Origin of the sequence: Sulfitobacter sp. HGT1 (assembly GCF_013282155.1) — a bacterium.
Lineage (GTDB): Bacteria > Pseudomonadota > Alphaproteobacteria > Rhodobacterales > Rhodobacteraceae > Sulfitobacter.
Map to the genome: position 1 here is coordinate 125,568 of NZ_BLWI01000019.1, position 22,829 is coordinate 148,396.

General features: G+C 61.2%; 15 protein-coding genes. 9 read left to right on the top strand and 6 right to left on the bottom strand.

The window, feature by feature from the left end; genetic code table 11:
• Position 1 precedes the first annotated feature (1 nt).
• The 7 genes from HGT1_RS17720 (at position 2) to cysG (ending at position 10,538) form a co-directional block, all read left to right on the top strand.
• Complete coding sequence (locus tag HGT1_RS17720) at positions 2–1,705, top strand: ABC transporter ATP-binding protein (RefSeq protein ID WP_176251281.1); 1,704 nt, start codon at positions 2–4, stop codon at positions 1,703–1,705.
• A 68-nt stretch (positions 1,706–1,773) separates the two neighbouring features.
• Positions 1,774–2,718 carry a GAF domain-containing protein gene (locus tag HGT1_RS17725; RefSeq protein WP_176251282.1) on the top strand — a complete coding sequence of 315 codons (945 nt, stop codon included), beginning with the start codon at positions 1,774–1,776 and terminating at the stop codon, positions 2,716–2,718.
• Positions 2,719–2,730: 12 nt separating this feature from the next.
• A complete protein-coding gene (gene nirB / locus HGT1_RS17730; protein WP_176251283.1) occupies positions 2,731–5,175 on the top strand; it encodes a nitrite reductase large subunit NirB in 2,445 nt (814 codons plus the stop codon).
• Entirely contained in the window at positions 5,172–5,504 is a 333-nt protein-coding gene (nirD, locus tag HGT1_RS17735) for a nitrite reductase small subunit NirD (protein ID WP_176251284.1), read from the top strand. Before nirB ends, nirD begins: the two co-directional genes overlap by 4 nt.
• Positions 5,504–8,134 carry a nitrate reductase gene (locus HGT1_RS17740; protein WP_176251313.1) on the top strand — a complete coding sequence of 877 codons (2,631 nt, stop codon included), beginning with the start codon at positions 5,504–5,506 and terminating at the stop codon, positions 8,132–8,134. The genes nirD and HGT1_RS17740 overlap by 1 nt, the downstream gene beginning before the upstream one ends.
• Positions 8,131–9,105 (top strand): glycosyl transferase family protein, encoded by a 975-nt coding sequence (locus tag HGT1_RS17745; protein WP_176251285.1) that lies wholly within the window; start codon positions 8,131–8,133, stop codon positions 9,103–9,105. The genes HGT1_RS17740 and HGT1_RS17745 overlap by 4 nt, the downstream gene beginning before the upstream one ends.
• A complete protein-coding gene (gene cysG, locus HGT1_RS17750; protein WP_176251286.1) occupies positions 9,102–10,538 on the top strand; it encodes a siroheme synthase CysG in 1,437 nt (478 codons plus the stop codon). The genes HGT1_RS17745 and cysG overlap by 4 nt, the downstream gene beginning before the upstream one ends.
• A gap of 91 nt (positions 10,539–10,629) precedes the next feature.
• On the opposite strand, the gene HGT1_RS18445 is transcribed toward cysG, so the two are convergent.
• The 6 genes from HGT1_RS18445 to HGT1_RS17780 form a co-directional block, all read right to left on the bottom strand.
• Entirely contained in the window at positions 10,630–13,992 is a 3,363-nt protein-coding gene (locus HGT1_RS18445) for a Hint domain-containing protein (protein WP_176251287.1), read from the bottom strand.
• A gap of 385 nt (positions 13,993–14,377) precedes the next feature.
• Positions 14,378–15,805 carry a DUF6880 family protein gene (locus tag HGT1_RS17760; protein WP_176251288.1) on the bottom strand — a complete coding sequence of 476 codons (1,428 nt, stop codon included), beginning with the start codon at positions 15,803–15,805 and terminating at the stop codon, positions 14,378–14,380.
• 63 nt (positions 15,806–15,868) lie between these two features.
• A complete protein-coding gene (locus tag HGT1_RS17765) occupies positions 15,869–16,816 on the bottom strand; it encodes an alpha/beta hydrolase (protein ID WP_176251289.1) in 948 nt (315 codons plus the stop codon).
• A 56-nt stretch (positions 16,817–16,872) separates the two neighbouring features.
• The gene (locus HGT1_RS17770) at positions 16,873–17,865 is read right to left on the bottom strand and encodes a hypothetical protein (RefSeq protein WP_176251290.1); all 993 of its coding nucleotides are present in this window, start codon (positions 17,863–17,865) and stop codon (positions 16,873–16,875) included.
• A complete protein-coding gene (locus tag HGT1_RS17775) occupies positions 17,862–18,905 on the bottom strand; it encodes a phosphatase PAP2 family protein (RefSeq protein WP_176251291.1) in 1,044 nt (347 codons plus the stop codon). Before HGT1_RS17775 ends, HGT1_RS17770 begins: the two co-directional genes overlap by 4 nt.
• A gap of 85 nt (positions 18,906–18,990) precedes the next feature.
• Entirely contained in the window at positions 18,991–21,015 is a 2,025-nt protein-coding gene (locus tag HGT1_RS17780; RefSeq protein ID WP_176251292.1) for a BTAD domain-containing putative transcriptional regulator, read from the bottom strand.
• A 226-nt stretch (positions 21,016–21,241) separates the two neighbouring features.
• Between HGT1_RS17780 and HGT1_RS17785 the strand changes: the two genes are divergently transcribed.
• Positions 21,242–21,745, top strand: coding sequence for a hypothetical protein (locus HGT1_RS17785; protein ID WP_176251293.1), 504 nt, complete (start codon positions 21,242–21,244; stop codon positions 21,743–21,745).
• Between the two features lie 67 nt (positions 21,746–21,812).
• A complete protein-coding gene (locus tag HGT1_RS17790; protein ID WP_176251294.1) occupies positions 21,813–22,829 on the top strand; it encodes a serine protease in 1,017 nt (338 codons plus the stop codon).

Genomic DNA, 22,829 nt, shown 5'->3' on the forward strand with positions numbered 1-22,829 from the left:
CATGGATATTCTCAGCTTCAAAAACGTCTCGAAACAGCACGGCCAGGGGACCCATACGACCCATGTGCTCAAGGATATCGACCTGACGGTAAAAGAAGGCGAGTTTCTGGTGATCCTCGGGTTTTCGGGAACCGGCAAGACAACGCTGATCAACCTGATGGCGGGGCTGGACCAGCCGACCAGCGGCAGCGTCACCTTCAAGGGCAAGCCGATCACCGGCCCCGGCCCGGAGCGCGGCGTGATTTTCCAAAGCTATTCGCTGATGCCGTGGCTTACGGTCAGCGGCAATGTCGGGCTGGCGGTGGATACGGTTTTCCCGAACCTGTCGCGGGCGCAAAAGGCTGAAAAGGTCGCGCATTATGTGGGCATGGTTGGCCTGACCGCAGCAGCGGCGCGCCGTCCGGCCGAACTGTCCGGCGGGATGCGCCAGCGGGTGAACGTTGCGCGTGCCTTGGCGATGAACCCCGAAATGTTGCTGCTGGATGAACCGTTGTCAGCGCTGGATGCGCTGACCCGCGCCAACCTCGCAGACGAAATCGAACATATCTGGGAAGCCGACAAAAAGACCTGTGTGCTGATCACCAATGACGTGGACGAGGCGATCATCCTTGCCGACCGGATCATTGCGCTGAACCCCGATGGCACGCTGGGCGCGGAATTTGCGGTCACGATCGACCGCCCGCGTGACCGGATCGCGATGAACAGCAACGACGACTTTAAGGCCCTGCGCGCGGATGTGACCAAATACCTGATGGATGTGGGCATTGAATCCCGCGTCGAAGGCACCCGCCTTTTGCCTGGCATCACGCCCATTCACGGGATGTCCGCCCCGGTCGAGGATGTGCCCGACGTGGTCGCAAGCGCCCAAAAAGGGTTGATCGACGAACGCTTTATCGATTTCTCGCAACTGCACAAAGTTTACCCCACGCCCAAGGGTCCGCTGACCGTGGTCGAAAATTTCGACCTCAAGGTTGATCGCGGCGAATTCATTTCCCTGATCGGCCATTCGGGCTGTGGCAAATCCACCGTGCTGACAATGGCCGCAGGTCTGAACGAGATTTCCAAAGGCGCGATCAAGCTGGATGGCCGTCACGTCGAAGGGGCAGACCCCGAACGCGCGGTGGTCTTCCAGTCGCCCAACCTGTTTCCCTGGCTGACCGCCAAGGAAAACGTCGCCATCGGTGTCGACAAGGTCTATCCCCGTGCATCGCGGGCCGAACGTCAGGATGTGGTTGAATATTATCTTGAACGTGTCGGGTTGGGCGATGCGATGGATAAAACCGCGTCTGACCTGTCAAACGGCATGAAACAACGCGTCGGCATTGCCCGTGCCTTTGCCCTGTCGCCGAAACTGCTGCTGCTGGACGAACCCTTTGGGATGCTTGACAGCCTGACCCGCTGGGAACTGCAAGAAGTGCTGATGGAGGTGTGGTCGCGCACCAAAGTGACCGCGATTTGCGTCACCCATGACGTGGACGAGGCGATTTTGCTGGCCGACCGCGTGGTGATGATGACCAACGGGCCGCAGGCGACCATCGGGCGGATCGTGAATGTCGATCTGCCGCGCCCGCGCACCCGCAAGGCGTTGCTCGAGCATCCCGATTATTACCGCTACCGCCAGCAGGTTCTTGATTTTCTTGAGGAATATGAACACGGCGCAAAGCCCGCTGCGAAAACGACCAGCAAGGCCATCGCGGCAGAGTAGCGCCGCTGACCCCCATGTTGCCAACCGAAACCCAAAGCGCGCCATGCGCCCCACAGGAGAAGCCCTAAATGGACGGCATTCCCGAACCGCAAATTGATACGTTTATTCAGGTGGCCGAAGTCTGGATTCCGAAAGACGGCGTGCTTGTCTATGCCGGCGGCGATTACAACGGGCTCGACAGCTTTGAGGCGGCATCGCGCCAAAGCCAGTTCGCCAAGGGCGAGGGGCTGCCCGGCAGAGCCTGGGCCGAAGCGCGGCCGGTGGTTCTTCGGGCCTTTGACGGCAGCTATTTCAAGCGCACGCAAGCCGCCCGTGATGCGGGGCTGACATCTGCCGTGGCGGTGCCGGTCTTTGACGGGGAAACCCTTAAGGCGGTGCTGGTGGTTTTATGTTCCAGCGACGCTGCCCGCATCGGTGCGATCGAGGTCTGGACCGATGACAAAGACGGCTTGCTGATGCTGGATGACGGGTATTACGGCGCGGCCGAGGAATTCGAATTCGTTTCGCAGCACACGTATTTCCCCAAAGGGCAGGGCCTTCCGGGCGGTGTCTGGGCGGCCAAGGCACCGATTTTGATGCGCGATCTGGGTTCCGGCTACAAGTTCATCCGCGCCTCAGCGGCGGGCAAGGCGGGGCTGACCACGGGGCTTGGTTTGCCGGTGCCTGTACCGGGGATGCGGACCTATGTGCTGGCGCTGCTGTCGGCGCTTGGCACCCCGATTGCACGCCGGTTCGAGATTTGGGCCACACCCAAAGGCCAAGCCGGCAAGGCCCAGTTGATTGACGGGATTTGTGAACGCGAGGGGGCGCTGTGGCGCGACAATGGCGACGGTGTCCATGACGAGGCCCCGACCGCGACCGCCTGGAAGGGTGTCGTGGGGCAAGTGTTGGGCTCGGGCCTGCCCGTGGTCGCGCGCAGCACGGCGGGGCTGCCTGCCGGTTACACCACCTTTATCGGCCTGCCGATTTATCAAAAAGGCGCGCTGTCTCACATCGTCGCCTGCTATAACTAAAGGACCAGAACCATGAGCAAGAAAAAACTTGTTGTGATCGGGGCGGGCATGGCGTCTGGCCGGGCACTGGAACATCTCTTCGAGGCCGAACCGGGCGTTTGGGACGTGACCCTGTTCAACGCGGAACCCCGCGGGAACTACAACCGCATCATGCTGTCGCCGGTTCTGTCGGGCGAAAAATCCTATGGCGAAATCGTGATCCATGATGATGCCTGGTATGCCGAGAATGACGTGACCTGCCGTTTCGGCGAAAAGGTGGTCAGCATCGACCGCGCTGCGCAAATCGTGACCGGTGAAAACGGTGCGGTGCCGTATGACAAGCTGCTGATCGCAACGGGGTCTGCACCGTTTATCATTCCCTTGCCGGGCCATGATCTGGACGGGGTTATCGCGTATCGCGATCTCGAAGACACCAACCGGATGATTGACGCCGGTGCCACGCCGGGTGCGCGCGCCGTGGTGATCGGTGGCGGTCTTTTGGGCCTTGAGGCGGCAGCGGGTCTGCGCCTTCGCGGCATGGACGTGACCGTGATCCACATCATGGGCCACCTGATGGAACGGCAACTGGACGAGGCGGCAGGATATCTTCTGCGCCGCGAGCTTGAAGGGCGCGGGATCAAGGTGATGGTGTCGACCAACTCTCAGGAAATCCTGGGCAAAGGCGGCAAGGTCAGCGCCTTGCGGCTGGATGACGGGACGGAACTGCCCTGTGATCTGCTGGTGATGGCCGTGGGCATCCGCCCGAATGTGGCACTGGCCAAGGACAGCGGTCTGGCGGTGGGTCGCGGTATTCATGTGGATGACCAGATGGTGACCTCTGACGAAAATATTCTTTCTGTCGGTGAATGTATCGAACATAACGGCGCGGTGTTCGGTCTGGTTGCCCCGCTTTACGATCAGGCCAAAGTGGTCGCCAAAACCCTGACCGGCGAAGCCGCGCAATTCGTCGCCAAGGAGATCTCGACCAAGCTGAAGGTCACCGGGTGTGATCTGTTCAGCGCGGGTGATTTTGCCGATGGCGAGGGGCGCGAGGATATCGTGTTCCGCGACCCCGCGCGCGGCCAGTACAAACGTCTGGTGATCCAGAACGACCGTCTGATCGGGGCCGTGCTTTATGGTGATACGGCGGATGGCAACTGGTTCTTTGGCCTGATCAAGGACGGCACCGATATCGCGGATATGCGCGAAACGCTGATCTTTGGACCGGCCTATCAGGGGGGTGCCGCGTCGGACCCGCTCTCAGCCGTTGCAGCCTTGCCGGATGATGCAGAAATCTGCGGCTGCAACGGCGTTTGTAAGGGAACAATCGTTTCGGCAATTCAGGGCGGTGCGGCCGATCTGCCATCGCTCAAATCGGCCACCAAGGCCAGCGCGTCTTGCGGGACATGCACGGGGCTGGTCGAACAACTGCTCGAGGTGACGCTGGGCGATGCCTATGCCGCGCCCGCGTCGCTGCCGATCTGTGGCTGCTGCGATCTGACCCACGAAGACGTGCGGCGGCTGATCAAATCCAAGCCGCTGAAAAGCCAACCGGCGGTCTGGCAGGAACTGGGATGGAAAACTCCGAACGGCTGTCACGTCTGCCGCCCGGCGGTCAATTTCTATCTGCTGGCCGACTGGCCGCTGGAATATCGCGATGATCCGCAGTCGCGTTTTGTCAACGAACGCAAACACGCCAACATCCAGAAAGACGGCACATTTTCCGTCGTGCCGCGCATGTGGGGCGGGATCACCAATGCGGGCGAATTGCGCGCAATTGCCGATGCCGCCGACAAATACAACGTGCCCACGGTCAAGGTGACGGGCGGCCAGCGGATTGACCTTTTGGGCGTCAAAGGGTCGGATCTGCCCGCGATCTGGGCTGATCTGAACAAGGCGGGGCTGGTCTCGGGCCACGCCTATTCCAAGGGGCTGCGCACGGTCAAAACCTGTGTCGGCACCGATCACTGCCGCTTTGGCACGCAGGATTCCACGGGTTTGGGCATCAAGTTGGAACAAATCCTCTGGGGGTCGTGGACGCCGCATAAGGTCAAGCTGGCCGTGTCCGGTTGCCCGCGCAATTGCGCCGAAGCGACCTGCAAGGATGTGGGCATCATCTGCGTCGATAGCGGTTATCAGATCAGCGTTGGCGGTGCTGCGGGCATGGACCTGAAAGAAACCGAACGTCTGACCGATGCGGCAACCGAAGCCGAAGCGATTGAACTGACCACGGCCTTTGTGCAGCTGTACCGCGAGAATGCAAAATATCTGGACCGCCCCTATAAATGGGTGGCCAAGGTCGGGCTGGACTGGGTCAAGGCGCGGGTCGTCGATGATCTGGCCGAACGCGCCCGTCTTGTTGCTGCATTCGAGCTATCCCAAACCATCTATCGCAACGACCCCTGGGCAGAACATGTCAGCCAGCAGGCCGACAGATACGCGCCCCTTGCAGACCTGACATTGGAGGCAGCAGAATGAGCTGGACTGATATTGGCCATATCGAAGACGTGCCCTTGCGCGGGGCAAGATTGTTGAAAACCGCGCTTGGCTGCATTGCCGTCTTCCGCACGGATGCGTCCGAGGTCTTCGCAACATCAAACACCTGCCCGCACAAGAGCGGCCCCTTGGCAGACGGTATTGTGCACGGTCAAAGCGTGACCTGCCCGCTGCACAATTGGGTGTTCGACCTGAACACCGGCAAGGCCCAAGGCGCGGATGTGGGGCAAATCGCCACCTATCCGGTGCGGGTCCAGAACGGGCGGATCGAGATCGACGCTGCAACGCTGAAACAGCAGAGCGCTGCGTGATGGACGGCGCGGGTCTGCCCGAGACGCGGTCGACTTGCCCCTATTGCGGGGTGGGCTGCGGTGTGTTGCTGCGCGCTGACGGGCAGGGCGGGCTGACGGTGCGGGGCGACCCGGATCATCCGGCAAACTTTGGCCGGCTGTGTTCCAAAGGCTCCGCATTGGGTGAAACGGTGGGGCAGGCAGGGCGTCTGCTGGCCCCGCACATCAACGGCAAGCCCGCCGATTGGGACAGCGCATTGCAACTGGTCGCTGACCGTTTTCGCGACACGATCCGCGACCACGGCCCCGACAGCGTGGCATTCTATGTGTCGGGCCAATTGCTGACCGAAGATTACTATGTCGCCAACAAGCTGATGAAAGGTTTCATCGGGTCCGCCAATATCGACACCAATTCGCGCCTGTGCATGGCGTCTTCGGTTGCCGGGCACCGCCGCGCCTTTGGCACAGACACGGTGCCTGGCACCTACGAGGATCTGGACGAAGCGGATTTGGTCGTGCTGGTCGGGTCCAACCTTGCCTGGTGCCATCCGGTGTTGCACCAGCGTGTGCTGGCCGCGAAAAAATCGCGCGGCACCAAGATCATCGTCGTCGATCCGCGCCGCACCGCCAGTTGCGACAGCGCCGATCTGCATCTGCCCCTTGCACCGGGCAGTGATGTGGCACTGTTCAACCGGTTGCTGGTCGCGGCCCAAAAGGCCGGCGCGCTTGACCCCGCCATGATCGCGCGCAGCAACGGGTTTGACGAAGCGCTGCACGCCGCCATGGCCGGTGATGTCTCTGTCACCGGGCTGGACCCTGCGTTGATCGACCAGTTTTGTGCAATGTGGCTGGGCCACGAAAAGGTCGTCACGGTCTTTAGCCAAGGGGTCAACCAATCCTCAAGCGGGACCGACAAGGTCAACGCGATCCTGAACTGCCATCTGGCAACGGGTCGCATCGGCACCAAGGGCTGCGGGCCGCTGTCGGTGACGGGCCAGCCCAATGCGATGGGTGGCCGCGAGGTCGGTGGCCTTGCCAATATGCTGGCCTGCCATCTGGATCTGGAAAACGCCGACCACCGTGCGGCCGTGCGCGGCTTTTGGGATGCGCCGCATATGCCGGATGCCCCCGGTTTGAAAGCTGTCGACATGTTTCGCGCCGTGGCCGATGGCACGATCAAGGCGATCTGGATCATCCACACCAACCCCGCCGTTTCCATGCCCGATGCCAAGGCCGTGCGCGACGCGATTGCTGGCTGTCCCTTTACCGTGGTCAGCGACATAACCCAGGCCACAGACACCGCGCGGCTTGCCGATGTGCTGCTGCCTGCCACTGCATGGGCTGAAAAAGACGGCACCGTTACCAATTCGGACCGCACGATCAGCCGCCAACGTGCGGTGCTGGACGCGCCCGGCGGGGCCCGCCCGGACTGGGCCATTCTGGCGCAGGTCGCGCAGCGGATGGGCTGGAAAACCGCGTTTGACTACACTACCCCGGCCGAGATTTTTCGCGAATTTGCGGCGCTGTCCGGTGTCGCTGGTAAATTCGGGCGCGACTTTGATATCTCGGGCCTGTCGGATTTGACCGACGCCGAATTCGCGGCGTTTGACCCCACACGCTGGCCCGTCACCGCGACACGGCAGGGGGGGCGGTTCTTTGCGGACGGGCAGTTTTACCATCCCGATGGCAAGGCGCGGCTGGTGCCGGTGACCCATCGCCCACCCGTTGCCCGCACCGGCCCGCGCTATCCGTTCCGGCTGAACACCGGGCGGGTGCGCGACCAGTGGCACACCATGACCCGCACCGGCCTAAGCCCGCGTTTGTCGGCGCATATGGCGGAACCGTTTTTGGAAATTCACCCTGATGACGCGGCAACGCTTGGCGTGGTGCCCGCCGATCTTGTGGCCGTCACCGCCCCCCAAGGCAGCGCCATCCTGCGTGCACGGATCACCGATACGGTGCAGTCGGGGCAGGTGTTTGCCCCCATTCACTGGACTGGCGAAACCGCGCCCTCGGCCCGGATTGACGATCTGGTCGCAGGGGTCACAGACCCGGTTTCAGGCCAGCCGGAAAGCAAGGCTGCCGTGGTCGCGGTGCAACGGTTCAAGGCGCGCTGGTACGGGTTCGCGGTCTCGCGCGCTCCGATCAAACCTGATCTGCCCTATTGGGCGCTGGCGACAACGGCGGCAGGATACCGTGCCGATCTGGCTGGCTCCGAACCGGTGGGGGATTGGGCCGACTATGCGACCACACTTTTCGGCATTTACGATTGCGAAATATCGTCGATCATTGACATGTCGCGGGGTATGGCGCGTGTCGCCTTGATGAAAGACGGAAGGGTCGAGGCGGCGCTATTCGTGTCGCCCGAACCGGTCGCGGTGATGCGCGATTATCTGGCGACGGTGCCGGGCATGGATGTGCCCGACGTGCTGATCGGCCGCCCTGCTGCCGACATGCCCAACCCCGGCCCGATGCTGTGTTCGTGTTTCGGGGTGGGGGTAAACACCATCGTCCAGGCGATCGAGGAACAGGGGCTTATCACTGTCGACGCCGTCGGCGCTGCCTTGCAGGCCGGAACCAACTGCGGATCGTGCCGCCCCGAAATTGCGGCCCTGATTGGCAAGCTTAACCTGCGCGAGGCGGCGGAATGAGCTTGGCCGAATATGTGCGCATTCTGGGGCGGGGGCCGGGGCGGTCGCGGTCTTTGACGCTTGAGGAAGCCACCGGTGCCATGCGCCTGATGTTGGACGGCACCGCCGCCCCCGAGGCGATTGGTGCGCTGTTGATGCTGCTGCGGATGAAGGGCGAGACAGCGCAGGAAATCGCAGGTTTTGCGCAGGCCGCCCAAGGGGTTTTGCCCCCCATCAGCAGTGTCGATCTGGATTGGCCCAGCTATGCCGCAGGGCGGACGCGGGGGCTGCCGTGGTTTCTTTTGTCGGCGCGGCTGGTTGCGCAGGCAGGGCACGGGGTGCTGTTGCACGGCTGGAACGGCAGCGATCCGGCGGTGCGCACGGGCTTGCAGGACGCGGGGATCGACCGCGCCGAAACGATCGCGGAGGCGGAGACGACCCTGCGTCGCGATGGCATCGCATATCTGCCGTTGGAAAATTTGCACCCCGCCCTGTTTGCATTGCTGAACTTGCGCGATGTGCTGGGGCTTCGGTCCTGTATCAACACGGTGTGCCGGATGCTGAACCCTGCGGGTGCCAGCGCCAGCGTGCAGGGTGTTTTCCACCCCTCATACCGCCTGCTGCAAAGCGATGCGGCCCAAGTCATGGGCTTGCCATCGCTTTGCGTGATCAAGGGCGGCGGTGGTGAATTTGAACGCCATCCGGGCAAGGCCGTGACCGTTTTTGGCGTCCAGAATGGTGTCGCCTTCGAAAGCCCGTCAGCCGCAGTTCTGGACGGTCACACGCGGCTGGGTGACGGGCCGGATGCCGCGACGACACTGGCGGGGCTGTGGTCCGGCGATCAGGCCGATCCCTTTGCCCAAGGGGTCGTGACCGGCACCGCAGCTTTGGCGCTGGCTGCGTTGGGATACCCGGACGCCGGGGCCAAAGCAGACGCGCTTTGGGCCGACCGCGCAGCACCACGCACCACAGATAAGGAGACAGCCGCATGAAAAGCTTTCCGATGTTTATCCGCACCACCGGACGCCGTGTTGTTATCGCAGGCGGCGGCGAACAGGCCGCGCAGAAATCCCGGTTGATCCTGAAAACCGATGCGCAGATCGTCTTGGCCGCGCCGTCGCTGGATGCCGAGCTTTCTGCACTGGTCGCCCAGAACCGCGCGGTTCATCACGCGGGCACGATTACCCCGGCGTTGTTTGACGGTGCTGCGATGGCGTTTATTGCCACCGGTTCACCCGCCGCTGATGCCTGCCTGCACCGCTTGGCGCAGATCGCGCGATGCCCCGTCAATGTGGTCGATCAACCCGACCTGTGCGAGATCACCACCCCGTCGATCGTGGACCGCGATCCGGTTGTTGTGGCCATCGGGACCGAAGGCACAGCACCGGTTCTGGCACGTCAGATCAAAACGCAGGTCGAACAGATGTTGCCTGTCAACATCGGCGGGTTGGCCGCTTTGGCGGGGCGTTTGCGGGGGGCCGTGTCGGCCCGCGTAGCCCATGCGCAGCGGCGGGCGTTCTGGGCTTGGGTGTTCTCGGATACGCCGCGGATGACCTGGGTACGGGGCGGTGAACGCGAAGCGGCCGAAACCATCAAAAGCGCTATCGCTTCTGGCGGTCGGCCGCAGGGTGACACCGCGGGGTCCATCGCACTGGTTGGTGCAGGCCCCGGTGCGCGTGATCTGCTGACCCTGCGCGCGGTGCAACGGCTGCAAGAGGCTGATGTGATCTTTTATGACAGGCTGGTCGAACCCGAGGTTCTGGAACTGGCCCGCCGCGATGCGGAGCGGGTGTTTGTCGGAAAATATGTGGGTGCCCACGCCTGGCCCCAAGACCGGATCAATGATGTCATCGTCGCAGAGGCCCGCAAGGGCCGCCGTGTGGTGCGCTTGAAATCCGGCGATCCGGGTATTTTCGGCCGCGCCGGAGAGGAGCTGGACAGTGCCCGCAAGGCAGGCATCGCCATCGAGATCGTTCCCGGTGTGACTGCGGCCTCGGCTGCGGGGGCCGCAATGGGGCAAAGCCTGACCGAAAGGGGCATATCCGATACGCTTGTTTTGGCAACCGGAACCGGCAGCGCCCAAGACCCGCTGCCCGATTGCACCCGCTTTGCCGGGCCGGGCACAACCACCGCGCTTTATATGTCTGTGCGTCAGGCCGACCGCATCAGCGCCGCATTGCAAGCGCGCGGATTGCCCGCAGATACGATCGTGCAGGTGGCTGTCGATGTGTCCAAACCGACGCAGGCCTTTCATTCGGCACCGGTCAGCGATCTGGCCGCTCTTGTAACCGACACAGGTATTTCGGGCTGCGCGATCTTGTTGGTGACCTGGCCCATGACGCTCGAACGCAATGCCCCGGTCCCCTTGGTGCAACCGGTTGCATCATTGTGCGGGGCGCAAACTGCGCTGGTTGCGACAGCGTGACAGCGTGACAGGCCATGCGACATCACATGAGGGGCGGCCCAACTGTCAGTGAATTCAGGACAGGTGGGGGTTTGCGGGCAGGGCTGAACCCTTAACCGGCAGAGGCCAGATGGATGGGCGCATTGATCAACGCCTTGCGTCCGAAACCGGACTGCACCAATTCGGCGCTGGCTTGGATCAGCTTTGCAGAGGGTATCTTGATCTGGGCAGGTTTTGGCGTGGGCACGATGTTATGCGCCGCCAGCAACGCGCTTCGACCGATAAATTTACGCGCGGTTTGGCCATAGACGTCGACGACCTGCGCGCGGGTGACAGCCCCCCTGCCAAGACCCGGCAAGACCTTTGAAAAAGCCTTGCGATCATGCCGCTGCATGGCTTTCAACGCCATTGGTCCGGGGAAGAAGCTTTCGGAGGGGACGTTTTCGGCAAAGATCACCTGATGGCTTTCAAACATGAGGTGAATATAGGTCACCTGCTTTTTGCCATGGGCAATCCGCACACCGCGCGTACATTCGGCCAGATGCTTGGCACGCGCGAAATGGTCGTCGTTGCGGCCGGTCAGAATGCCATGCTGCTGGGACACGATAAAGTTCCGCTCGGCCCCGAATACGCCGCGGCGGATCACAACAGGGCGCAGATGCTCGTGTTGCTCAAGCGCGGCAGCATCATAGCTGCGGCGGTTGATCCAGCGAATGCGCTGCGGGCCGTTGTCCATTGTCGTGACCAGATCGCCGACCTTAAGGTCCTGCACCAGCACATCGCCGGATGGCGTGCGAATGGCGGCACCCTCGCCAAAGCAGATGACGCCGGTGTTATCGGTGGTCAGACCCGAAGCAGAGACGCCGAAGAATTCAAGCGAACCGCCTGCGAATTGCGTTTTTCCGGTGTAATCGGTGGTCGCGAAATTCGACTGGTTGAGGATGCCATCGTCGGCAAAGTCAGCCCGCAGATCAAAGATGTTGCCGTAGTAGGTGCCCAGATCGATGAAATCATTGTTGGTCTCGATACCGTCGTTCAGCGCACCGGTGTTGCCGGTGTTGAAATCGGTGATCTGGTCGTTGCCGCCGGAATAGACAAAGGTGTCGTCGCCAGCACCACCGGTCAGGACGTCATTGCCGGTACCGCCATCCAGCGTATCGTTGCCGTCGCCGCCCAGCAGCGTATCGTTGCCGATGCCACCCGACAGGCTGTCATTGCCGATGCCACCCGCCAGCGAATCCGCGCCATCGCCGCCCAGCAATGTATCGTTGCCGTCGCCGCCCAGCAGCGTATCGTTGCCAGTGCCGCCGTCCAGTGAATCGTTGCCGCCGCCCGCATCAATGTAATCGTCGCCGCCGCCACCGAACAAGACGTTGTCGAAATTGCCAGTGGCGGTGATGACGTTGTTGCCTGCATCACCAATGACACTGGCCGAGCTGTCAACGAGGGAAACATTTTCAAAGTTCAGCAGGGTACCATGGCTTTGGCCGAGATATTCAAGCTGGTTGTTCTCAAGGTTGATGGTCGCGGCACCCAGCCCGCTGCCAGCCACATAGGTATCCGTACCCGAGCCACCATCAATAACCGACCCGACATCGCCTGCCGTTGGAAGGGTATTGCGGATGATCGTGTCATCACCATCACCGGCGTTGATGTTATAAACGCCGGACCCTACGGTAATCGTATCGTTGCCGCCGCCGGTATCAAGGGTGACACCGCCTGCCACCGCGTTCACAGTATCGGCAGAGCTGGTCAGAACCGTGTTTTCGATCTGGCTAAAGCTCAGAGAGTTGGCACCATTGGTCACGGTGCCGGCTTCTGCACCGCTATAGTTCAGGGTGACGCCGCTGCTCAATGTGCTGAAGGTCAGGGTATCGGTATCGGTCCCGCCTTCGCCGCCGGTAATAACGTCGGTGCCAAAGCTGTCTTCCATGACAAAGCGGTCGGCACCGTCACCGCCGGACATGGTATCGTCGCCGGTCCCACCTGCGATGGTGTCGTTTCCGGTACCGCCGCTGATGCTGTCATTGCCCGTTCCACCGGTCAGTGAATCGTTACCGGCCTCGCCAAAGAGGGTGTCATTGCCGTCGCCACCATCGATGGTGTCATTGCCAATGTCGTTATTCTTGATCGTGGTAAATTGCAGGTCGCCAACGTTTATCGCATGGTTCGCATCACCCGGATCGATGTTGTTATAATCGATTTCAATCCGCGCGACGGGGCCGGCGATTTCGACCTGAAGAAAGCCGGTCTTTGAATCTGTGAGGCCCTCACCAGCGCCGGTCGTTACCGCCCGGCCTGTCGCGTCATCGACAAGGATGGTATCTGTATTACCTGCGGTCAGGTCAACCGGGATGAGGTTGCCGTTGGCGTCATAGGCCCGAATAAAGACTTCGTCTTTGAAACCGGCCGCCTGATCAAGATCGAAGATCCCAAAGCTGACTTTGGCTACTTCGTCTGATACAGTGGAATTCAAAGACGAGAAATCGATCGTCATCGTTACCGAGTTAACATCGGACCCCGGCGCGCCGCCTTGCAGGCGAATGGATGAAGAGTCGTTTGCACTGTTATAGTTATAAAGCGGGTCGGTCCGCTCCATCGTGGCAGAATTAAAGTTCTGCTCTTGCTGGATGGTCATGGCGACGCGAATGTCGCCGGACGCAGCATTTCCTGTGATGCCGCCAGTTATACTGGTGCCGTCGCTGATACCCTGGTTCGCCCAGGAATAGGTTGTTTGCGTCCCTAACGAGGAATCGCCGCGAATGACGTCATTGCCGCTGCCGCCATTGATGACGTCACTGCCTGCGCCACCCAGAACAGTATCGTTGCCGCCGCCCGCGTTAACAGTGTCATCGCCTGAACCGGCGTTGATTGCATTCGCGTTTTGGTCGATCTCGTCTGCCTGAGTATCGACATAGGTTTCGGTCATGTTGTCGTTGCCGGTCGTGCCATCGACCCAGCCGTCGGGCTGGACATAATTGCCGTCAACGCGGCTACCGGTGAAGTTCGAGGTGTCCGTTACAACGCTGTTGATCTGGATCGACTCCAGAGGACCGGCTTCCAACGCCGCCTGATAGGAATTCGAGGTCGGGGCTGGTGCGAGATACAGATTGCCGTTGGTGTCTTGAATGATAATCGCAGTGACAACGACAGGCGGCAGCCCGTTGGCATAGGTAATCGTCGCTGTATAGGTGACGATCGTATCAAATATCTGGTCCGCGCCGTCATCGATCCGGAAACTGTCGGGCTGCTGAAAAAACCCGAGAGAGTTGTCAGAGCTGTAGACCCCGGCCGCATCATTGCCATAGCCAGTGCTGCCGGGGGACAGTTCCTGAAGGTCATCATACAGCGGATCGGTCGCGGAGCCGAAAGTCTGGTTAACAAGGGCACCTGCGTTCTCAGCGGTGTTGTTTCCTTCGGTAGGGTCCAACGCTGCAAAGTTGCCTAGGTAGAATACACCAAAAGTATCAGCCATTTCAGTTCACCCCCTGCGATGTAAACTGCGGGCATGATGTCAGCGCGGGCATACCGTCAAAATCCGCAAAAATCGGGCTGTGCTCGTGGCGTGCCAAACAGGTATTATAATCCGACATCATCAGGTGCTCGATCTCACTGCTCTACGTCTTGCTGGGGCTGCTCAGCGCCCCGGGGTCTGGTGTTTATCAAGCAATCAAAAGACTACTCGACCGCTGATTCAGGTAAGTATCGACGAAATGAGGCCGGAATTGGGCGAGAAACAGAAACATTGTGGCGGCGGGTTCTGTGACGTTTCTAGAAACAGTGGCGCGGCGCGTTGATCGCGACGGGGGCGGTCATGTGGCACCGTGCTGTCCGATTTCAGGCAAACGACAGCGCTGATCCTAAAATACGCGTGTCCAGAAAGATGTTTTTTGTTTATATTGTCTCTGTAGGGCATCCAGATAGGCCTGATGGGACGGAAACGTACCATAGTCGGCGATATCTTGGTCTGCCGCAGCGCAATCCATCAGATGGTCGGCGATATGCCCGTAACGTGCGCTTTGGCCATACCACAGGACGTAATCAATCATCGCGCGCCAGGCCAGCACAGCCGCCAAAGGATATCTGCCGCGCAAGGCATCGGCAGCAGCTGTCAGGGTTTCTGTCTGGTCACCGTCCATCGTATTGGCCCGCTCTTCGATCAAACGCGCGGCCATCGCAATGTCCGGCCACGCCAGAAAGAACCGCAGCGCGGCCATCGGGTCCTCAACCGTCAAGGCATGGGCTTTTGCGGCATCTTCCGCGTCGATGTCATCAAAGTCGGGTAGCACCTTGAGGTAGTCCCGCAGCATCTGGGGCGCGAGCGTTTCGCAAAACCGTTCCCAGCGGTGGTGTTGCGCGTCCGCTAGGCGGTCCAGTGCCAACAGGCTGGTGATATAGGCCGTATCCCAATCCGCCACGGCTGCGTCATGTGGCTCTGGGGGGGCGGCCTCCAGCCGGTCCAGCGCGTCTTGGGGGCGACCTGCGTCAAGCAGCAGTTTGGCGACCTCGGCCGCGATGCGCGGGCGGGCCAGATCATGTTTGGTGTATTGCGCGATGAAGGTGTCGGTATCACCCTGCGCTGTCGCGATGTCTTGCAGGCTGGCTTTGATCAGGCGGGCCTTTCGCGTGGCAGCCGGAGAACCGCGGGTGCCCCGCAAGTCGCGCAAAAACTGCAAGGCAGCGTGGTCTTCGCCTTCGTTCAGTGGCCGGTCCTTGTGGGCCAGCACAAGCGTCTTGAGATGGGCCAGCCCGTCAGCCCCCATCGCAGGGGCAAGCAAGCCGATGATGCCGTCAAATTCCCCATAATCGTTCGCCTGCACCGCGTCCCAGACCCGGCGCGCCAGATCAATCGGGTCCAGCACCGCATTGGGGGCGATGTCGGCGAAATGGGTGCGGGCGGTATGAAACACCTCTGCGATCTCGCCGCGGCTGTCGTCCGTGCGCTCGAACACCGACGGGGCAAGTTCGATGAACTGCCACAGCAGTTCAAATGCTTCTGTCGGGGCATCGGGGGCGATCTTGGCGGTTATCATCTCGGCCTGGGTGCCGAGGTCTTTGACCAACGCCTTGCGCTTGCGCCATCCGACAAAGCTTTTTGACCGCCGGATCGACACCAGACGCTTGCGCACGTCCCGCGCCAGTTCCTCGGGGCCAAGGTTGTGGCTTAGTTCCAGACGCAGGCGGCGTTTGATGTCGGCACTGCCGGTGCTGACCTCGATCAACAGCTCGGCCAGACGGTCCGCGCCCAGTGCCTCCAGATTTGCTTTGTTCAGGGTCTTTTTCGACATCCCCTGTTTTCGCACCAGTACCGGCAGAAGAAAAGGGCACCCGTAAGGGCCGGTCTGCCAAACCTACTTTGGTTTCACCAAAGCCAGATTGCCCTTGTCCGTCGGTTCGCGCGTCGGGATCGCGGCGCGGTCCAACCGACCAGAGATGGTATGGAAAACGTCCAGCATGAATATCCGGTCGTCAAAATACCAGATATGGCCGGAACAGATGTCTTTTGTCGGGACGTTTTGGTCGTAATGGCGGCCACAATAGACATTAACGGATTTTTCATGGCGGGGCTGGTCCATACCGTGACGCCCTGCGCGGGGGGCCACGCCGATGCGTTTCACCGCCGAGATCGACAGAACATCATCGAAGGGATTGTAGTAATTGGTCAGCCGCACGCAATGCCGGTACAGCGACGAGGATTTGGGATTGCCCGCATTCAATGAACTGACCGATATATCTGCCCCGACCAGCATGATCTGGCTGACGGCCCAGCTTTTGCCAGCAATGCGCGCGCGGTCATCTGCGTCATCGAATGCTTCGCGGACCACATAAGACCCCATCGAATGCGCCAGAATATGCATGTCGATCCGGCAATCGGGGCTTTGCAGGGCTGAAAACGTGGCAACCCCGTCCTTGACCAGCCGGAAGGCCGACAGCTTTGCATCCATACGGTCTTCGAGGTAGTTCAACGCCGACGATGCACTGGGCCAGTCAAAACTGACCACAGCGCCCTTGAACCCGTGCCACTCAAGACCCTTTTTCAGCTTTCGATGCCGCTCCAGCACCTTGGCTTGCGAATTGTTGTAGCCATGAACATAGAACAGGATATCGCCTTCGGTATTGGGGTTTGGCGTTCCGCCCTTTGCTTTGGCCAAGATGGCGCGGGTCCAGTCGGCTTTGCTGATCCGGTGTGAATAAAGCATGTCGGTTGATGTTTCGGGTATGGCCAGAAAATGGCTGGCAGAGGGTTCATTGCTGAACCCGTCACCCTTCTTGCCGCGTGCAACAAAGACATAGTCCATGGGGGTCGTCCTTGGTTTCTTGGATTAACGGAGGTCAGATACCGCATTGCTGCGGGTCACGAGGTTGTTGGCAGCGCTGTCGCCGGTTGATCGTCGCGGCCCGGTCCGGGTACCAGATATTCCCAACAATATGCGTTCACATGGGTCGCCGAGAGGATCCCGTTGCCACGGCCCGCCGATCCGACGGGGGCTGCATCGCCAAGGGCGCGCGCGGCGAATTCGGTTCCCCAACTGTTGCGAAAGGTAAACCAGCCGCCCAAGGGCTCGGCCGCATCCGGAATGAAACCGGTCAGGCAAATCACATGCCCGTCGTCGCGCGGCCCCTCAAGGGCGGGGGCATCTGCATCATCGGGGCAATGCACGCGTCCTTGGGCCAAGACCGACGGCAACGTCCAGTTGGTCAGCCCGCTGGGATGCAAAAACAGCGGAATGCCGATCACCACCGGATAGCCATCCTTGAGATAGTTCAGCAGCGTCAGCGCGATTTCGTCACCCGACGAAAAGAAAACGGTGCGCGGGTCGTCGCCGTTTTTGGGGTGGCCGACCCTGCCGTAGCTCAGGCAGGTAAACCGTTGCGTATCCGCTGCCGCCTCAAGGTCAGCCGCAGCGCGCGGACCGCTGGGGCCAATGCCATGTGCCGCGGGGCGGTAGGGCTGTTTGTCGGCGTCCAGCACACCACGGTTTTCGATCACCTGCCACGCCTGCCGCAGCAGCGATCCGCCTTCGGGCATCGTATCAATTTCGGCAAGCGCCAGCGGAAATTGCGACAACATCTGTTCGTGCAAGAACTGTTCGGACAAACGTTCGGGGGGCATATCCATTTCGCGGGCGCGGAACAGTTCGATGGCGGCAATCGTGCCAAAGGCCACACAGGTGCCCCGCCCGAACTGGTCGCGTGTCGGCCACAGATAGCGCCACGGCTCGTCCAGCGAGATCGGGCCGTCAACCTCGAGCCGCAGCGGGGCCGCGCGGGTGATCTTGGTGCCAAGGTCTGCTTGGTAGGCGTTCTTGTCCGGAACGACAGCGCCAAAGGATGGGCGAATGCTCATACCGTTTCCTCCGTCTTGGGGGTGTTTGTTGAGCCCTGAAAGCTGTTCGCGTAGGAAATGCCGTTCAGGTAGGGCAGGTTGCGCATGGCACTGTGGCCGGTGACATGCCATTCGGACCGGGCCTCGGCCAGAAGCGCCTGCATCGTATCGAGATTGCGCAGATACGATGTGTCCAGCCAGCGGGCGATCTTGCGCCCCGCGTCCGTGTCCTGCGAGAAATGCAGCCCGCCGATCTCGCGGTTTTCGGCCAGTCTGAACGCCATCGAATTGATCGCGTCGCTATAACAATGTTTCAATGAATCCGGCAGCAAGCGCACCAGCAACAACGCCACCAGTTCGTTTTGCAACGCGTGATTTGATGGATAGGACGGATGATTGGGCGTGGGCACGACCGTCATCAGGGTCGGCAACAGATGCGCAGGGCGGGCTCGGGCAAAGAAGTCTTTGAAATACATCCCGACCATCTGCCCCACGGTATAGGCGCAGGCGATCACGGCCATGGTGGCCGGCTTGCTGGCGCTGTCGATTGACAAAAGCGTGGTCCAGTAATCGGCAGGGCGGTCTGCTTGCCATGCGATTTCCGCCATCCGCGCGCCGTTGCGTTGGGTGTCGCGCTTTTCCAGCAGGGCGGCGATTTCGGCCTCGGCGCTGCCCACGTGATCCAGCGGGGCAGGTGCCAGACTAAAGCCGTCGCTATGTTCCCACCGCTCGAGCGGGACGGTGCCGGCGGGGTTGGTATCGCGCCAACCGCTGCTGCCGAATTCGCCCAGCACCAATTGCGCGCGCAGATCGGGTGACCAGGATGCGGTCGGGAAATTCAGCCCCGTGGGCAGGCAGGCCACGTCAATGTCTTCAAGTGCGACGACACCGTCAAAAGGCAGAACCCCCGCAGTGCTGCCGATCCCTTCAGCGGGGACGGAAAACCCTGCGCTGCCGCCGTTTGATCCGCCGTTCGACCCGCCGTTGGACCCTCCATTCGATCCGCCGTTGGAGCCACCATTGCTGCCCCCGTTGCTGCCACCATTCATAAAGCCAAACAATTGCCGTCCCCCTTTTTCGCGTGGATGCGTTAAGGGAAAGATGCAATCTGCGCCGTCAAGCTATCGTCAAGACGGGGAGGGCGGGCTAATTCGGCAAGCCGGCCTGCCGCAGCAGATCGCCAAAATCGGCGCGGCGGGCAGGGTCGCGGAACGCCTGTCTGCTGATGAAATTCGACACCCGGAACCGGGGTTCCAGCAGCATGATCCGCGTCGCCAATTCGCGGGCCTTGTCCATATCACCGATGGCGACGCAGGCACCGGCGGTGATGCGCAAGTTCGACGTATAGCGGCTGTTGCGCGCCATGGAGGCGAGGCCGATCCGGGCGGCTTCCTTCATGTCACCGGATGCGAAATGCGCGATGCTCAGGAAATGGTCATAGCGAAACCGCAACGGATCATCGAGCGTCAGCCTGCTGGCCTGCATCAACCGCTCGACTGCATCACATTCGTGATCCGCATAGGCCAGCGTGGGGCCTGTCCAAAGCAGGGTTTCGGCATCACCGGGGGTGGCGCGCAAGGCATCGTCGAACAGGACAAGCGCTTCGTCATAGCGGCGTTCATAGATCGCAATGTTATGGCCCAGCATCGCCATCGCGCGACCGCTGCGCCCGTCCAGCGCAAGCGCCTGTTCCAGCGCGTTTTTCAAGGCAGCCATATCGGCGGCCGGTGTGTCCGACAGGCCCTGGCCCACCCGCAGGCTGTACCAATCGGCCAATGCCACCCGCGCGGGCACGTATCCGGGCCAAGTTGCAACCGCATCATGCAGCAGGTGACCGGCGGTATCGAGCTGGGGGGCGGACAGGGTGTACACCAGTTCCTGCGCCTTGAGCAGCTTTTGATAGGCCGACAGATTGCTGATGTCGCTGACGCGGATGTCGCTCAGCTCCGAGCGGTGCAATTGCGGGACCAGCATGTGCACCACCTGTTCGGCGGTGTCGCTGTTGGCGCGAAACAGATCGTCCTCTGATACTTCAAGGCTGTGCGCCCATAACAGCAGCCCGTCATCGGTGCGCGACAGTTCGACGTTCAGATGATAGCCACCGTCGGTCAACCGGATGGTCCCGCTGAGCAGATAACGCACGTTCATCTTGTCGCGCAACACGGCGGCGACGTCGGGGCGGCTGGCAAGATGCCGGACCGACACCCGCGAGATGATCGAAATCTCGCGCTGGCGGGCAATTTTCATCACCACATCATCCACCAGCATTTCCGTCAGGCTGTCCTTCAGATCCTGCGGGCCGATCGCCCTGAGCGGAAGAACCGCCAGAACCGGCCTGCCGTGCCTCGAGTGCGGGTTTGCGGCGGCAGGCGGGGCGTCTTGGAGCGGTGCGGGTTCTGCCCGCGGTGCCGGTACAGGGGCCGTCATGCTCCGTTCGGTCGCACCCATCTTGATGGCCGCTGCAAGGTCTTGGGTCAGCAGCGACGGCTCCATGTCCAGCTCGGCCTCCATCCGGGCGTAAAACGCGGCATAGGTCTGCAACGCGCGCCCGATATCGCCCAGATCATTGGCCAGTTGCATCGCGAACCGGCAATGGTTTTCACCCAGCGGATCAAGGCCAAGGGCCGCATCGGCCATGTCCATGCGCAACGTCGGGGCAAGGTCTGCGCGTGCGGCGGCTTGGGTGATGCACTCCAGGTATCCGCCCGCAATCTGCCGCCGCGTATCGGCCAGCCAATCGGCAAAACGGCTGCCCATCGTCTCGAACCCGTAAAGGATGTCATTCACCAACTCGCTGCCGGACCGTATTGCGGCGGGCAGGTGGCCGGCCTTCAATTCGTCCAGCAACTGAACCGTGTCGATCTCGATCCTGTCGGGATCAAGAATGACATTGGCCCGGTCGATCCTGAGGGCATCGCGCAGCACCGGGTGGGCCGCGCGCAATTCCGACAATGCCTGTCGCAGCGATGCGCGCGCCTTGGCATCGGGCACATCGCCCCAGAGCAACCCCGCCAAAAGGTCACGCGACGCGCTGAAACGGTCCAGCGCCAGATAGGCAATGACGGCGACTTGCTTGCGCGCGGTGATGCGCACAGGCGTCCCCGGCAGTTCAATCCACGCGCCACCCAAGGCACGCAACACAATCCGATTCTCACAAGCTGGTTTATTCATCCACTGGCCCCTCGGCCTTCAACCTAGCCGAGTGATTGACGTTTGTCTTGTCCCGCATTGCGCCAGCCTGACGGTGCCCTGATGCCAGCATGGCGCTGCACTGATGGGTCGCCGTCATGGTTGTCGTCAGGTGATCACCGGTCACCCCCGCAAGCCACAGCATGTGGATGCGGTGAACCCCGCCTCCGACAAGAGAGGCACCCAACCTGATAAAAGGAAGACCAACATGGACAACGAAGTCGTAAGCAACACTGCAAGCACCACAGCAACATCCGCTGGCACATCTGCCCCCAACACCGGCGCACAAAACGCCGAGATCGCGGAAATCATGGCGGAGTTCGAGCAGCTGGAAAGCGATTTTGGGATCGAGCTGACTGGCCGTCTTGGCGCTGCTGCGGAGCACGACATACTGGATGACGCGATTTCCGGGACGGTCTTTGCCGCCCCGTCCGCCGAAACCGGTGGCACGCTCAGCCTGCTGGATATCGCGGATGGGAACACCGGCGGCCAAGAGGGTTTCTTTGATATCTTCAATCCCGTTGTGAATGCCCTCAAAAAGCGTGCGCAAAAGATCATCGCCAAAATCGTCAAGCTGGTGCGCAAGGCGGCCAAATTCGCGCCCTGTGTCCCGCTTGTTGCAAAGGCTGTCCGGTCCTTTGCGGCCAAGAAATACGGCACCGCACTAAAGGAAGCTTTGGCGGCTTTCTCCTGCATCCGGTCCAAAGCCTGATCCGGGTCTAAAGCGCAATCGCGCACCGGGCCCTGTGTCCGGTGCGCCTTAATCCAGAGGACGTGATATGACCGCGAAGAAATCAAAACCACGCATCAAGAAGGGTGTGAAACCACCGCCGCCTGCACCAACGGCAGAAGATTATGCAGCGCTGGACGGCTTTTTGGATCAGCCCGATGCGGAAATCGCCGAAGCGGCTGAAACAGATGAGGCCGCAGGTGTGGCCTTGTTGGAAGACGGCCATGACCTGCTGACCCACGGCGGCGGCAGCCTGGAAAGCGCACCGGGGTTTTCCCTGCTGGAACCGATGGTGCACGGGCTGGGTGAATCCGCGCCTTGCGGTCTGCCAGAGGCATTCGACCAGATGCCCGTCGCGGCCTCTATCCACTATGGGGGCGGGCCGACCGAAGCGGTGTGCGGGCGCGACGACCGGGTTCAGATCGGCCATGACGGCACACCGCCCTGGCGGATGATCTGCCAGTTGCTGATCACCATGTCCAACGGTGCGCGCAGCCGCGGCACGGGGTGGCTGATCTCGCCCCGAACGGTGATGACAGCGGGGCATTGCGTGCATTCCGCCCCCAATGGCGGCTGGGTCAAATCCATCGAGGTGGTGCCGGGCATGTCGGGCCAGTTGCGTCCCTATGGGTCTGGCATCAGTCAGGAATTCCACAGCGTTTCGGGATGGGTAAACCGGGGTGAGGTCGCAGACGACTATGGCTGCATCATCCTGCCCGAAACTGCCCGCTTGGGGGACAAGACCGGATGGTTCGGCTTTGCCTCCCTGCCGGACGCCGAACTGAAGAACCTGCTGGCCAACAACTCCGGCTATCCCGGGGACAAGGCGTTTGGCACCCAATGGTATAACGCGGGTCGCATCACGGGAGTGGAACCCGACCGGCTGGCCTATATGTTCGACACCGCACCGGGCCAAAGCGGCAGCCCCGCGTGGCGCTATTCAAAGATGCTGGCCAAGCGTCATGTGGTGGGCATCCACAATTATGGCGGCTGCGCAAACAGATCGACCCGCATCACCGAAGATGTCTTTCGCCGGATGCAGGCGTGGAAGGCGATGGGGGCCTGA

Excerpts from the sequence above, each read along its gene's own strand:
- HGT1_RS17720 (WP_176251281.1), top strand. The coding sequence starts at position 2 with ATGGATATTCTCAGCTTCAAAAACGTCTCGAAACAGCACGGCCAGGGG.
- HGT1_RS17725 (WP_176251282.1), top strand. The coding sequence starts at position 1,774 with ATGGACGGCATTCCCGAACCGCAAATTGATACGTTTATTCAGGTGGCC.
- nirB (WP_176251283.1), top strand. The coding sequence starts at position 2,731 with ATGAGCAAGAAAAAACTTGTTGTGATCGGGGCGGGCATGGCGTCTGGC.
- nirD (WP_176251284.1), top strand. The coding sequence starts at position 5,172 with ATGAGCTGGACTGATATTGGCCATATCGAAGACGTGCCCTTGCGCGGG.
- HGT1_RS17740 (WP_176251313.1), top strand. The coding sequence starts at position 5,504 with ATGGACGGCGCGGGTCTGCCCGAGACGCGGTCGACTTGCCCCTATTGC.
- HGT1_RS17745 (WP_176251285.1), top strand. The coding sequence starts at position 8,131 with ATGAGCTTGGCCGAATATGTGCGCATTCTGGGGCGGGGGCCGGGGCGG.
- cysG (WP_176251286.1), top strand. The coding sequence starts at position 9,102 with ATGAAAAGCTTTCCGATGTTTATCCGCACCACCGGACGCCGTGTTGTT.
- HGT1_RS18445 (WP_176251287.1), bottom strand. The coding sequence starts at position 13,992 with ATGGCTGATACTTTTGGTGTATTCTACCTAGGCAACTTTGCAGCGTTG.
- HGT1_RS17760 (WP_176251288.1), bottom strand. The coding sequence starts at position 15,805 with ATGTCGAAAAAGACCCTGAACAAAGCAAATCTGGAGGCACTGGGCGCG.
- HGT1_RS17765 (WP_176251289.1), bottom strand. The coding sequence starts at position 16,816 with ATGGACTATGTCTTTGTTGCACGCGGCAAGAAGGGTGACGGGTTCAGC.
- HGT1_RS17770 (WP_176251290.1), bottom strand. The coding sequence starts at position 17,865 with ATGAGCATTCGCCCATCCTTTGGCGCTGTCGTTCCGGACAAGAACGCC.
- HGT1_RS17780 (WP_176251292.1), bottom strand. The coding sequence starts at position 21,015 with ATGAATAAACCAGCTTGTGAGAATCGGATTGTGTTGCGTGCCTTGGGT.
- HGT1_RS17785 (WP_176251293.1), top strand. The coding sequence starts at position 21,242 with ATGGACAACGAAGTCGTAAGCAACACTGCAAGCACCACAGCAACATCC.
- HGT1_RS17790 (WP_176251294.1), top strand. The coding sequence starts at position 21,813 with ATGACCGCGAAGAAATCAAAACCACGCATCAAGAAGGGTGTGAAACCA.